Origin of the sequence: Alkalicoccus luteus, from assembly GCF_012034335.1 — a bacterium.
Classification (GTDB): domain Bacteria; phylum Bacillota; class Bacilli; order Bacillales; family Salisediminibacteriaceae; genus Alkalicoccus; species Alkalicoccus luteus_A.
On record NZ_JAATHJ010000006.1, the window covers coordinates 121,725 to 133,272 of the forward strand.

Consider the following 11,548-nt stretch of genomic DNA (forward strand, 5'->3'; position numbering starts at 1 on the left):
ATGATTAATCAACGAGCAGGTGCCCTGAAAGTGGAAGTCATGACAGCAAAGCAGGTCAACAAGTGGCTGCAGGACAATCCACTCAAAACAGTGGTAGATATTAAGTTTGCATCAGATGAGTACGACGATATGGCAATGGTGATTACCAGCGATGGATTTTAAAAGGAGGTGAATAAAATGCCAAAGCATTACCGAGATTACACGGTGGGCGAGTTGATTGATGCTGGGTTCAAAGTTGATGCTAAGAAATTCAATGCCAGAACTGAAGAAGAAGCAGAAGAGCAACTTCACATCATCGAAGGGCTCAAACCGTTCACGATAGGCAGCTATGAAGGAGCACAATGGGTAATGAAGTCGACAGAAAAATTCGAGGCAATAGCTTTCTATGAACAGAAAAAATCCCCGGCGGCAACCGAGGACGATGAAAAAACCTTTTATTAAGTATAACACGGGAGGCACATATATGAATACTAACACTGAACCTTTCCAGATCACTGACCTGGGCAGTCTCACATGGGCGTTTGAGAAGCTGCATAAAATCAAAGCCCAGGAAGACGAGATTAAATCAGTCGCAAAAGCAGAAAAAGACCGCATTGCAGAATGGGAATCAGATGAGCTGAAGAAACTCGAGAATGACAAATCGTATTTTGAACAGCTCATCCACAATTATCATGCCCAACAGCTTGCAGAGGATCCGAAGGCGAAAACGCTCAGCACACCTTACGGTAAATCAAAAAGCCGCCGATCCTCTCAGACAGTCGATAAGCAGGACGAGCTGGAGCTGCTGAAATATGTGGAAGACAAGCCGGAGTTTATCAAGCCGACAGTGAAATGGGCAGAGCTGAAGAAGCAGCTGCACATTATTGAGCAGGACGGCGAATTGAAAGTGATTGATCAGGACGGTGAGATTGTGCCGGGTGTCACGGTAAAACCGGAACAGGTCAATTATAAGCTGGAGGTTGAATGATGCAGATTACACCGGCAAAAGATATTAAATCAGAGAGGGGGACGTATTTAATATACGGACCTCCAGGCATGGGGAAGACAACTTCAATTAAGCATCTTCCTGGAAAAACTCTGGTTCTTGACGTCGATAGAACAAGCAGAGTTCTAAAAGGTGAAGATCACATAGACATCGTTTATGTGAGCAATACAGCCACATGGGATGAGTGGGGAAGCATCATTCTTGAGTTAGAGAAGAACTATCAAGGCGTTTATGAAAATATAGTTGTTGACAATATCAGCGAGCTCGAACGCTGCCTTCTTTCTGATCTTGGAAGCAAAGGAAAAAATAAAGGTGTCCCTTCTCAGGCAGATTATCAGTACATGCAATTTCGAGTTGTAAACAGCCTGCGATATATGAAGAGCCTCGGAGCTAACGTGATCTGGACAGCTTGGGAAATGGATGATCTATTTACTGACTCCAGTGGTCAACAATGGAACAGAAGTTTTCCACAGTTGAACAGGAAAATTCTTAATAACGTTTTGGGCCTTTGTGATGTAGTTGGAAAGCTTGCGGTCAATACCGACGGTGAAAGAGGTTTTGTCTTGAGTTCGACTAATAGCACCTATGCAAAAAATCAGATCGATGATCGGAAAGGCTGTTTGCAAAGTGAGCTGATTCTGAAACAAGAGGTGGAAGCTAATGCAGATGATCAATCTGAAGGGGAAAAAGTTTAATCGGCTTAGGGTCATCAGGAGAATTAATATAGGCAAACCAGGAGTTCATTGGGTGTGCGTATGTGATTGCGGTAATCACAAGACAATTGATGGCGCTAGTTTGAGAAAAGGGCTTACAAGATCATGTGGTTGTATTCAAAAGGAAAATGCAGCAAAAGCACAGATCAAACATGGAAACTCAAAAAGAGGGAGCCGGACTAGGTTATACCGTATCTGGTCATCAATGATCAATCGATGCACTAACCCAAAATATAACGAATCCCATTACTACTCTGAAAGGGGGATTTCAATTTGTCATGAATGGCGAAGTTTTGAATCTTTCATGGCATGGGCTCTTTCTTCGGGTTATGAGCCAGGGCTGACGATCGACAGATTGAACAACGATTTGGGTTACTCGCCTGATAATTGCAAGTGGTCAACGGTGAAAGAACAAGCACTAAATCGGCGATCAAATTTTCTGGTTGAATACAGAGGTGAAACAAAGCCTTTAAAACAATGGGCAGATGAACTCGGGTTTAACTACAGGAAAACTCATCGTAGATTGAAATCCGGATGGAATGTACATGATGCATTTTTTAAGCCTTCCAGAGTCAAAGGGATGATTGAATAAAATGCAACTCAGAGATTATCAGGAGACTCTGATCAAAAAGATTAGAGACTCATACCAACGAGGAAGCCGATCGCCATGTATCGTGCTCGGCTGTGGAGGGGGTAAAACAGTCCTCTTCGCTTTCATGGCCGAGCAGTCACAGAAGAAAGGTAAAACCGTATGGTTCGCTGTACACCGAAAGGAGCTGCTGGATCAGACAGTCGCTACATTCGATGCGTTTAACATCGACCGCACGAATATCCACATCGTCATGATCGGCACTGTCTCTCGGAATCTTGAAAAATACCCGAAGCCGGACTTCATCATTTTTGACGAGTGCCATTTCAGCGCCGCAAGGACCTGGCAGAGAATCATTGAGGCATTTCCTGACGCGAAGATAGCCGGACTAACAGCAACACCTTCCAGACTGGACGGGAAGCCGCTGGGGGAAACCTACGATGATCTGATACTTGGAGAGTCGGTTCGGTCACTGATTGATCGCGGCTACCTGGCACCATATAAATACTATGCACCGTCCGTCGCTGATCTATCCGCTTTAAAGAAAAAACGAGGCGAATTTGATCAGAGTCAGGCAGAAGAACTATTGTCTCAAAAGGCAGTTTTCGGGGATGTCATTAAACATTACTCGGATATAGCTGCAGGGAAGCAAACGATCTGTTACTGCTCCACGATCAAGCATAGCGAAATGATGGCAGAAGAATTTAATGCGGCTGGGATCCATGCGGTCCACTTCGACGGAAACACACCGAAACGGGAGCGGGATCGAATCATATCTCGCTTCCGAAAAGGAGAAATCACGGTCCTATGTAATGTGGATCTCATTAGTGTCGGATTTGACTGTCCAGACGTAGACTGCTGCATTTTGCTACGTCCTACTGATTCCACAGCACTGTACATTCAGCAGGCGTGCCGAGCCCTTCGATACAGAGAAGGGAAGACGGCTGTGATACTGGATCACGTGAATAATTTCGAGCGGCATGGGCTGCCGGACGATGAGCACGAATGGACGCTCGGAGAGAAGTTCAAAAAGCCGAAAAATGTACAGGAAGACGGCATGTTTCGGATCCGTCAGTGTGAACAATGCTTCGCCGTTTATCCGACGGAAGAAAGAGTATGCCCGAACTGTGGGCATGAGCTGCAGGTACAGCCGAAAGAAATGGAAAACATCAAAGAAATTGAGCTCGAAGAGATCAAACGAGAGAAGGAAGAGCAGAAAAAGTTGATTGTACTTGACTACTCTTCCCCCGATGACTGCCGAAACATGGAGGAGCTGGCTGCATACGCCGAGAGGCAGGGATATAAAAAAGGCTGGATCTATCACCAGGGCAAGGCACGAGGTTTCATCAGATAAAAAACATTTTAAAGGAGCGAATTATCTATGGTATTTCAACTGGATCATGAAGATGTATATGAAGGCGGCATAAAAGACGGAGAATATGAGGTTATCATCAAGCACGCAAAAGAGGACGCTACACAAAGCGGCGCAGAATACGCTGAATTTGATCTGGTCGTGCGAAACGATCTGGAGCAAAAGCATAAGAATCAGCATATCTTCCACAAGGTCTGGAAGAAGAAAGATACTGGCAAGTACAACATGAAAATGTTTAACACGATGGGCAAGGCGTGCCAGCTCCAAAACGGAAAGCAATATAAATCCATGCAGGAGCTGCTGGATGATTTTGCAGGTAAGGTAGCAATCGTCAGCGTGAAGAATGAGGAATCCGAGTACAACGGGCAGACTTATAACAACCTGAACGTGAAGTCTTGGAAGCAGTCGAAGTTCCCGAACTCACAGCATCAGTTTCAGAACTCGGATCGACAGGATCATGAAGGACAGTCAGTGCAAGTGAATGACTCAGAAATGCCATTTTAAGAGGAGTTGACGGGGGATGTTTGAAGCACTACCGGACGAATTAAAAGAGCTCTCCTGTTGGGGTTGCTTCAGACTGCAGCCCCGAGGGGAGAAAATGACGAAAATTCCCGTCAATCCTCATAATGGCGGACCAGGGAAATCGAACGATGAAAGTACCTGGTCTGATTTTGATACAGCTGTTCAGGCTATGCAGGATTTAGGGTGTCACGGACTCGGATTTTATTTCAAACCGCCGTACTTCGGCGTGGATCTCGATGATGTGAGAGAAGAAATAGAACGTTATCGAGAGCGGAATGAGATTGACGGAAACATGGTGGCCGAGTTTATCGAAACACTGGGCAGTTATACAGAATACTCGGTTTCCGGAAATGGGATTCATATCATTGCTAAAGGGGAGCTGCCGGCAGGCGGCAGACGAAAGGGCAATGTAGAAATGTATGACAGCGGTCGGTTTTTCGCTATGACAGGCAAACCGGCTGCTCCTTATACCCACATACACGATGACACAGATCTGGGCGTGATCCAGTACCTACACAATAAATACATTAATACACCTGCGACAGAGCAGGCTCCGGTTCAGCGTGATGGGGATCAAGGGCACGATATAGCAGAAGAGCGGCTGATCGAGATCGCGGAGAACTCGAGGACGGGCACGAGGTTCAAAATGTTTATTAACGGAGGCTGGGAACAGTTTTACGAATCGCAATCAGAAGCTGATATGGCATTCGCAAACGACCTTGCTTTTTGGACAAACCGCGACTTTCAAAAGATGGACAGTATTTTTCGACGCTCCAGCCTGATGAGGGAGAAGTTCGACCGGGCACAGAATAAAAGCACGTATGGAGCAGAGACGCTGCAGAAAGCAATCGATCAATGCTCCAATACGTTCGCTCCGCGAGAGATAGACGACGACTATAACCTGTTCGTGGAGGAGCACGATGTACAGCAAATTCAAAATACGTTTTACAGCTATGACGACACGGGCAACGCTCAGCGGTTCAAGGATGCATACGGCCCTTCGATCCGCTACAGCTACACCCGCAGCAGCTGGTACTTTTATGACGGCAAAGTGTGGACGATTGACCAGGAAGGCCGGATTAAGAATCTGGCTGACCAGGTCATCATGAATATGCGAAATGAACGGCCCTATGTCACAGACGATATGGACGAAGAAGAAGCACTGAAAGCATTGCGGAAGCACATTAAAGCAAGCAGAAGCAGTCGCGGTAAGTCGAGCATGATCAAAGAGAGTGAGCATCTGCTGCCAGTAAAGCAGGATCAGTTTGATAAAGATATTGATCTTTTTAATGTACAAAACGGCTACCTTAACTTAGAAACCGGCAGGTTGCACGACCACGATCGGAACCGGTTCTTCACGAAAATATCCAATGTGGAATACACCGATAAATCGGACTGCCCACTCTGGATGGAGTTTCTTCACACGATATTTGACGGAAATCAGGATTTAATCTCATATATCCAGCGCGCAGTTGGATATTCGCTCTCTGGATCTACAGAAGAGCAGAAGCTATTCTTCCTGCACGGGAACGGCAGTAACGGAAAATCAGTTTTTCTGGACGTGATCACGGACCTGTTCGGTAATTACTCCACTAACATTCAGCCACAGACTATCATGATGAAACAGCAGGGCGGCGGACCGTCGCCTGACATAGCTAAATTAGACGGTGCGCGGCTTGTGACTACCACAGAGCCAGATGAAGGTGTGCGGCTCGCTGAGGGGCTTGTGAAGCAGCTGACAGGCTCGGATAAAATCACGGCTCGTTTCTTGCACCAGGATGAATTTGAATTTAAGCCGCAGTTCAAACTGTGGATGGCAACGAACCATAAACCGATCATACGCGGTACCGATGACGGGATCTGGAGACGGCTCGTGATCATTCCCTTCAGTGTACAGATTCCAGACCACAAGAAAGACCGGCGTCTCACACAGAAGCTCAGGAGAGAGATGAGCGCGATTTTAAACTGGGCAGTAGAAGGCTATCTGGACTGGCGAAAATTCGGGCTGAAAGAGCCAGACACAATTCAGGATCAGCGGCAGAGCTACCGAACAGAAATGGACGTTGTGGAAGGATTCTTGGAAGAGTGCTGCACCCGATCTGATGACGGGAGAGTGCAGGCGAAACAGCTATATGAAATTTATAAAGACTGGGCACAAGAGAATCACCAGTATTTGATGAGCAGCACGAAGTTCGGCAAGGAAGTAGCGAAGCGATTTCCTAAGTTTAAATCAAGCGGGATCTGGTATCGAGGGGTTTCCTTAAACAGAGAGGTCGAAAAACCGTTTCACCGGATGACGTATTGATCATTCTCGTTACAGGAATAAAAGGGATTTGCAGGTAATTATGGATAAGAAGGAATTAAATGGTTATTTATTTGAAAGCTTGGGAGGGTTGAAGGACAAAAACGGGAGGGTTGAAGGCAAACCCTCCCAATCCAAAACGTTGATATATCAGCCTTTATTATACTTTATTTCTTTTTTGGGATAGTTGGGATAGTAAAAAGAATAAAGTATAAAAACAAAAATAAAAATAAAAATGCATAGAGGAACTTCATTTTTATAGGAAACCCTCCCAACTGCTTTGAAAAATAATCGTCAAACCTTTGGGGGAGTAAGCTCAAATGCATTTGGGAGGGTTTGAAGCAACTATCCCGTAAGGAGGATAATATGCAAAAATTAATAAAGCGAATCAATACAGACTTAGCTGAGTTAAGAAGATTAACTGCTGCAGAGTCTGAAGTGGACATTTATGAATTGTATCACGGAGATCAGCTCATCATGGTTGGTAGTTTGAATTATCTTTCTAAACGAACCATGTATACGGTCACTACCTTGAAGAATTACAGCTATCCAAAATATTTAGAAAGAGTGAAAGATAGTCCAACAGCAACGAAGGTGTACAAAGCGGGAGATCGAGTATGAAAGAAGCAGACGTACAAAACCAGATTCGCCTGGCACTAAACCCATATGCGGTTATCTTCCGGGCTAATGTCGGCAAAGTACGCATGAAGGACGGTCGGTTTTTCGATACGGGCCTTCCGAAAGGATTCTCTGATTTATTCGGTTATCGGAAATCGGATTGCAAAGCTGTTTTTATCGAAGTGAAGAATGAAAAGGGCAGGGCTCGGAAAGAACAGCTGCATTTTCTCGAGACGATGAAGCAGAACGGAGCGCTTGCCGGTATTGCTCGAAATCCAGAAGAGGCGGTGAGGATCGTTGAAGGAGAAAGTGGATGAAACCTTTCGTAAGATTCAAACCTGGCTGACCGGATCGGAGAATGAACAGATTGCATATTTCTTCAGAAACGATGAACCAGCGTATCAAGAACTAATCAGGCTCATGGATCGGTGCGCTCGAAACGGATGGGATCATGATAAGTCATTCATGCTGGACTTTGCAGATGAAGATGACCGGGTAGCAGCGGAATGGATTTACTTGCAGGCGGTCGCATACAGGAGAAGTTATGTTTCAGTATGAGGGCATTATCAATCATCGAAAATTAAAATCAGCCGGCATTTCCTCTGAAGTCACAACCTATACGTTATCTGAGGAAGAATTGGCGAAGTACAGAGGGGCGGGTCATATGGAATTGACGAAAGAAGAATATATGAAGCTGCGGGAGTCGGGTTTGAAAGAGAAAGAATGTGCAGAGAAGCTTGACGTATCTCCTGCGAGATTGTCTCACATGAAAAACAATAAGTGGGGTCTACGGGACTGGCTGCCGGGAGTGAAGAAAGAAAAGCCGATCGAGGCTGAACAAGAAATAGACGGAATCGAACAAAAAGAGCCCGTCCCTGCGCAAAAACCGAACGAAATCGAACAAAAATCAAACGAAATGGACCAAAAAGCTGAGAAACAGGATATCGAAAAACTGCAGGCAGAAAACGAGAAGCTGCAACAATCGAAAGACTACTATTTCCGCCATTACGAGGGAGCGCTCAAAAGCAAAGGCGAAACGGAGCAACGGTACCATGAACTACGAGATTCTTACGACAGCCTGGAACGAGCGCATGATGAGTTAAAGCGAAAAACGAATAATGCAGAACCGGAGGAATCGTTTGACGATATCCGGCCAGCTCACTACCACGAAAACGGCATCGATCCATTCACGTTTTTCCGAGGGAACTTTGCACCAGTAGAGTTGAGTGGGTATCACAGGGGATCCGCCATTAAGTACATTTCCCGAGCTGGTAAAAAGGGCGATCCGCTGACGGACCTCCGTAAAGCAGGAGCACACCTGCAGGAATGGATCAGCGCCATAGAAGGTGAAGACAGTGGAGCACAAGTTTGAGGATTATGAACGGCTACTGTGGCAGATAGCACGGAAGAAAGAGAGTGCCGGGAAAATAAAAGGGCTGGATCTGGACGACCTGTTTCAGCTCGCAAGCCTTGGCTATCTAAAAGCATTGAAAAACTATGATCCGGAAAAGTCGAAGTTTATTACTCACTTATACATGACAGCTTATTACACGGTGAAGCACGGTATCGGAAATTACAGTCAAACCGTAATGGTCAGCAGGCATGACAGCGACCGGGCAATGAAGATTTTAAAGCTGGGTCTCGAAGAAGAGAAGCCCGAAAAAATCGCAGAAGCAATCGACATCAGTGTGACAAATGCGGAGATAGCGATATTCATTCTGAAGCAGTCTGCCGCTGCTGATCTAAGCCTGTTTATCGAAAATGAAGAACTGGTCACGCATCAAAACTTTATGGTTGAGGATGACTGGACAGCGCCTCATGTGGAGGATTTCCTGAAAAGGCTAACAGCCAGAGAACTTAGAATCGTTGAGCGGCTTTTGCAAGGATACTCGCAAACTGAGATTGCTGAGATAGATCAAACATCCAGACAAGCCACCAGCCAGCACGTGATGAAGATACGAGAAAAATACCTGCGCTTTGGCGCATAGGAGGACGATTTAAATGAAAACTAACATTACAAAGTTCCAAGTAGATACTGTACCAATGGAGAATGCTCAGGATGAGTGGATCGCTAGTATTCACATATTGCTTCGAAAAAAAATGATTAAACTGCTTCAAAAGAAAATTGAAAGTTTCCATGGTGAAGATCGATATCAAATCCATCGCATTATTAAATTTATTGATTCGAATGAGAAACTGGGACGTGGAGAACACGATGAAGAGGCGTTCCAAAAATTAGAAGCATTGGGTCACCATTTCATTATTGGAGACTCTCTTGACAAAATTAAAGTGAAAACTCATCCAGAAGAAAATGGAACCTTTAAAGTGACTATAGATGCCAATCAAATAAAAGTAGAACTGCATAAGTCAATTGGTGAAGCTTAATAAAATCTAAGCCAGGAGGGCGAGTGAATGAACCTAAACGAATATCAAGAACTATCCAGTCGTACCGCTAACACTCACGACAATGAATTGATCAACTACGGATTAGGTCTAACAGGTGAAGCTGGTGAAGTCGCAGATATGATTAAAAAAACGCAATTTCACGGACACGATATCTCAAAAGAGGAGATAGAGAAAGAACTTGGTGACGTCCTGTGGTATCTATCGCAAATCGCCAGAGTGTCAGGAATTAACTTAACTGATGTTGCTGAGGGAAATATTAAGAAATTGAAGAAGCGGTACCCGAAAGGATTCACAGCGGAAGCAAGCAGGAACCGCATTGAAGAGAAGCCGTCAGAAAAGAAGGAGTGGATCCTATGAGGGAGATTAAATCAATTAGGCTAACTTTACCGATGGACGGAACTTACTGGGAAGTAGGGCGAGGCGGAATCACAGAAATAGAAGCTATAACACTCCAATATCCTAGCTCAATCGAATTTATTTACAAAATCTACAAAGATGGGGCGGTTTATCAAACACTAATCAATGCTCCTGTAGAGATCACATTCAAAGAGGTGGAAGACCTATGAGGGAGATTAAATTTCGGGCTTGGGATAAAGATTTGAAAAAATGGTTAGGTTGGGAGACTGTTTCTCAATGTGCAATAGGAGAGTTTGTAGATGACGTACGTTTTGAATTAGTGCAATACACCGGCCTGAAAGACAAGAACGGCGTGGAGATCTACGGAGGGGATATTTTCAGAGACAATTCTATCAATCAAATTTATAAAGTTATTTGGTTTAAAGAAGGCTTTCGCGTTGAAGTCGATGGAATGATTCTGTCATTTGATGAAACATTGACAGACGGTAAGTGTGAAGTCATCGGCAATGTATGGGAGAACCCAGAATTACTGGAGCGTGATGCTTAATGCACCGCATATCACAAGCGCGAGTGCTCACGATCCAGCGGAATACAAAAGCAGAACTGCTTGTGGCCGTTCGAGATTTGGAAAGCAGAGGCTTTGAAGAAGTAACAGCTCCAAGACCTGTTTACCGACAGGGGCAGTATGAGAAGAAATGCTGGATGGCAGCTTACAGGCTAAAGGGGGAGACGACATGACGTTATCCGAGGAGCACGTCCAGGTTATAGCAGCGGAAGCAATCAAGGCATACCAGCAGCAGGAGAAAGAGAATCAGCGGGCTAGAGATAAACGATTGCATAATACGAAACTTTTATTGAAAAACTATCGGTCTTTTGTCCGCCATTGTGATAACATTAAATTGGAATTAGATAACCAAGATGAAGAGGAAGAAGACATCTATCGAATTATTCATTCCAATGAGGTAGCTGTGGAAGCGATCAAGCGAAGCAAGCGCCGCACGATCGCCATGATCCGGTTCATCGATCAAATGCTGGTCGTTTATAAGACGCTTTCACAGTCATCTGGTAAAGAGGAAGAAGCCAGAAGGTACGACATCATCGAGAAAATGTACATTGATTCCAAGAAAGTTTCTGCTGAACAGATTGCTGAATGTCACAATATCGAGACAAGAACGGTGTATCGTGATGTGAACAAAGCCTGTGAAACGTTGGCAACACTGATGTTTGGCGTTGATGCTGTCCGATTGAAGTAACAGAAACACTGGCAAAGCGTGTCAAAAAGGTGTCATTGTCACGCCATTAAGAAGTCTATAGACTGATAGTGTGAGAAAGTAGCGTAATGGCATCCACTATCAATAACAGTGGGTGCCGTTTTCATTGCACCTGCCTATCATCTGGAGGTGCGACTATGAATGGACAAGAGCTTGGAGAGAAAATGCAGAATGTAGGGAAGGACATGCAGAAAGGCGGAGGGGCTTTAGCAGGCTGTGGATGTCTGCTGACGATATTCGTCACTGTACCGATCATCCTGATTCTGTTTATATTTTAAATCAAATAGGGGGAGTGCATATGGGAGAAGTCATCCGGCTTGGTGAGATCGGAATACTGCTGACTCTTCCACTTGCACTCCTTTTTATTATGGGGATGTGGCTATTTAAGAAAAGGAGGCTGACGACATGACGGT

General features: G+C 44.9%; 20 protein-coding genes. All 20 read left to right on the forward strand.

Annotation, left to right across the window (positions count from 1 at the left end; genetic code table 11):
- The 20 genes from HCN83_RS06170 to HCN83_RS06265 all read left to right on the forward strand — a co-directional run bounded on the left by HCN83_RS06170 (position 1) and on the right by HCN83_RS06265 (position 11,413).
- Positions 1–162 (forward strand): hypothetical protein, encoded by a 162-nt coding sequence (locus tag HCN83_RS06170; RefSeq protein ID WP_168005505.1) that lies wholly within the window; start codon positions 1–3, stop codon positions 160–162.
- A 15-nt stretch (positions 163–177) separates the two neighbouring features.
- The gene (locus tag HCN83_RS06175; RefSeq protein WP_168005507.1) at positions 178–441 is read left to right on the forward strand and encodes a hypothetical protein; all 264 of its coding nucleotides are present in this window, start codon (positions 178–180) and stop codon (positions 439–441) included.
- Positions 442–463: 22 nt separating this feature from the next.
- Positions 464–967, forward strand: a complete 504-nt coding sequence (locus tag HCN83_RS06180; protein ID WP_246238107.1) for a host-nuclease inhibitor Gam family protein — start codon at positions 464–466, stop codon at positions 965–967.
- Positions 967–1,680: an AAA family ATPase gene (locus HCN83_RS06185; RefSeq protein ID WP_168005510.1), complete on the forward strand. Its 714-nt coding sequence runs from the start codon at positions 967–969 to the stop codon at positions 1,678–1,680. The genes HCN83_RS06180 and HCN83_RS06185 overlap by 1 nt, the downstream gene beginning before the upstream one ends.
- Positions 1,646–2,290, forward strand: a complete 645-nt coding sequence (locus tag HCN83_RS06190; protein WP_168005512.1) for a hypothetical protein — start codon at positions 1,646–1,648, stop codon at positions 2,288–2,290. The genes HCN83_RS06185 and HCN83_RS06190 overlap by 35 nt, the downstream gene beginning before the upstream one ends.
- Before the next feature lies 1 nt (position 2,291).
- Positions 2,292–3,641: a DEAD/DEAH box helicase gene (locus HCN83_RS06195; protein ID WP_168005514.1), complete on the forward strand. Its 1,350-nt coding sequence runs from the start codon at positions 2,292–2,294 to the stop codon at positions 3,639–3,641.
- 27 nt (positions 3,642–3,668) lie between these two features.
- On the forward strand, positions 3,669–4,163 hold the full coding sequence (locus tag HCN83_RS06200; protein ID WP_168005516.1) for a DUF669 domain-containing protein: 495 nt from the start codon (positions 3,669–3,671) through the stop codon (positions 4,161–4,163).
- Between the two features lie 16 nt (positions 4,164–4,179).
- On the forward strand, positions 4,180–6,486 hold the full coding sequence (locus tag HCN83_RS06205) for a phage/plasmid primase, P4 family (RefSeq protein WP_168005518.1): 2,307 nt from the start codon (positions 4,180–4,182) through the stop codon (positions 6,484–6,486).
- A 363-nt stretch (positions 6,487–6,849) separates the two neighbouring features.
- A complete protein-coding gene (locus HCN83_RS06210) occupies positions 6,850–7,104 on the forward strand; it encodes a hypothetical protein (protein ID WP_168005520.1) in 255 nt (84 codons plus the stop codon).
- Positions 7,101–7,418 carry a VRR-NUC domain-containing protein gene (locus HCN83_RS06215; protein WP_168005522.1) on the forward strand — a complete coding sequence of 106 codons (318 nt, stop codon included), beginning with the start codon at positions 7,101–7,103 and terminating at the stop codon, positions 7,416–7,418. Before HCN83_RS06210 ends, HCN83_RS06215 begins: the two co-directional genes overlap by 4 nt.
- A complete protein-coding gene (locus HCN83_RS06220) occupies positions 7,399–7,659 on the forward strand; it encodes a hypothetical protein (protein WP_168005524.1) in 261 nt (86 codons plus the stop codon). The genes HCN83_RS06215 and HCN83_RS06220 overlap by 20 nt, the downstream gene beginning before the upstream one ends.
- A complete protein-coding gene (locus HCN83_RS06225) occupies positions 7,646–8,473 on the forward strand; it encodes a DUF3310 domain-containing protein (protein WP_168005526.1) in 828 nt (275 codons plus the stop codon). Before HCN83_RS06220 ends, HCN83_RS06225 begins: the two co-directional genes overlap by 14 nt.
- On the forward strand, positions 8,457–9,089 hold the full coding sequence (locus HCN83_RS06230) for a sigma-70 family RNA polymerase sigma factor (protein ID WP_168005528.1): 633 nt from the start codon (positions 8,457–8,459) through the stop codon (positions 9,087–9,089). The genes HCN83_RS06225 and HCN83_RS06230 overlap by 17 nt, the downstream gene beginning before the upstream one ends.
- Before the next feature lie 13 nt (positions 9,090–9,102).
- A complete protein-coding gene (locus HCN83_RS06235) occupies positions 9,103–9,486 on the forward strand; it encodes a hypothetical protein (protein WP_168005530.1) in 384 nt (127 codons plus the stop codon).
- 27 nt (positions 9,487–9,513) lie between these two features.
- Complete coding sequence (locus tag HCN83_RS06240; protein ID WP_168005532.1) at positions 9,514–9,864, forward strand: nucleoside triphosphate pyrophosphohydrolase family protein; 351 nt, start codon at positions 9,514–9,516, stop codon at positions 9,862–9,864.
- A complete protein-coding gene (locus HCN83_RS06245; protein ID WP_168005534.1) occupies positions 9,861–10,073 on the forward strand; it encodes a hypothetical protein in 213 nt (70 codons plus the stop codon). Before HCN83_RS06240 ends, HCN83_RS06245 begins: the two co-directional genes overlap by 4 nt.
- Positions 10,070–10,411: a YopX family protein gene (locus HCN83_RS06250; RefSeq protein ID WP_168005536.1), complete on the forward strand. Its 342-nt coding sequence runs from the start codon at positions 10,070–10,072 to the stop codon at positions 10,409–10,411. The genes HCN83_RS06245 and HCN83_RS06250 overlap by 4 nt, the downstream gene beginning before the upstream one ends.
- A complete protein-coding gene (locus HCN83_RS06255; RefSeq protein WP_168005538.1) occupies positions 10,411–10,602 on the forward strand; it encodes a hypothetical protein in 192 nt (63 codons plus the stop codon). The genes HCN83_RS06250 and HCN83_RS06255 overlap by 1 nt, the downstream gene beginning before the upstream one ends.
- Positions 10,599–11,117: an HTH domain-containing protein gene (locus HCN83_RS06260; protein ID WP_168005540.1), complete on the forward strand. Its 519-nt coding sequence runs from the start codon at positions 10,599–10,601 to the stop codon at positions 11,115–11,117. The genes HCN83_RS06255 and HCN83_RS06260 overlap by 4 nt, the downstream gene beginning before the upstream one ends.
- 155 nt (positions 11,118–11,272) lie before the next feature.
- On the forward strand, positions 11,273–11,413 hold the full coding sequence (locus HCN83_RS06265) for a hypothetical protein (RefSeq protein ID WP_168005542.1): 141 nt from the start codon (positions 11,273–11,275) through the stop codon (positions 11,411–11,413).
- Positions 11,414–11,548: the final 135 nt, after the last annotated feature.

Coding starts and splice junctions, on each gene's coding strand:
- HCN83_RS06195 (WP_168005514.1), top strand. CDS start 2,292: ATGCAACTCAGAGATTATCAGGAGACTCTGATCAAAAAGATTAGAGAC.
- HCN83_RS06235 (WP_168005530.1), top strand. CDS start 9,103: ATGAAAACTAACATTACAAAGTTCCAAGTAGATACTGTACCAATGGAG.
- HCN83_RS06180 (WP_246238107.1), top strand. CDS start 464: ATGAATACTAACACTGAACCTTTCCAGATCACTGACCTGGGCAGTCTC.
- HCN83_RS06200 (WP_168005516.1), top strand. CDS start 3,669: ATGGTATTTCAACTGGATCATGAAGATGTATATGAAGGCGGCATAAAA.
- HCN83_RS06170 (WP_168005505.1), top strand. CDS start 1: ATGATTAATCAACGAGCAGGTGCCCTGAAAGTGGAAGTCATGACAGCA.
- HCN83_RS06240 (WP_168005532.1), top strand. CDS start 9,514: ATGAACCTAAACGAATATCAAGAACTATCCAGTCGTACCGCTAACACT.
- HCN83_RS06245 (WP_168005534.1), top strand. CDS start 9,861: ATGAGGGAGATTAAATCAATTAGGCTAACTTTACCGATGGACGGAACT.
- HCN83_RS06175 (WP_168005507.1), top strand. CDS start 178: ATGCCAAAGCATTACCGAGATTACACGGTGGGCGAGTTGATTGATGCT.
- HCN83_RS06185 (WP_168005510.1), top strand. CDS start 967: ATGCAGATTACACCGGCAAAAGATATTAAATCAGAGAGGGGGACGTAT.
- HCN83_RS06255 (WP_168005538.1), top strand. CDS start 10,411: ATGCACCGCATATCACAAGCGCGAGTGCTCACGATCCAGCGGAATACA.
- HCN83_RS06190 (WP_168005512.1), top strand. CDS start 1,646: ATGCAGATGATCAATCTGAAGGGGAAAAAGTTTAATCGGCTTAGGGTC.
- HCN83_RS06215 (WP_168005522.1), top strand. CDS start 7,101: ATGAAAGAAGCAGACGTACAAAACCAGATTCGCCTGGCACTAAACCCA.
- HCN83_RS06210 (WP_168005520.1), top strand. CDS start 6,850: ATGCAAAAATTAATAAAGCGAATCAATACAGACTTAGCTGAGTTAAGA.
- HCN83_RS06265 (WP_168005542.1), top strand. CDS start 11,273: ATGAATGGACAAGAGCTTGGAGAGAAAATGCAGAATGTAGGGAAGGAC.
- HCN83_RS06250 (WP_168005536.1), top strand. CDS start 10,070: ATGAGGGAGATTAAATTTCGGGCTTGGGATAAAGATTTGAAAAAATGG.
- HCN83_RS06225 (WP_168005526.1), top strand. CDS start 7,646: ATGTTTCAGTATGAGGGCATTATCAATCATCGAAAATTAAAATCAGCC.
- HCN83_RS06260 (WP_168005540.1), top strand. CDS start 10,599: ATGACGTTATCCGAGGAGCACGTCCAGGTTATAGCAGCGGAAGCAATC.
- HCN83_RS06205 (WP_168005518.1), top strand. CDS start 4,180: ATGTTTGAAGCACTACCGGACGAATTAAAAGAGCTCTCCTGTTGGGGT.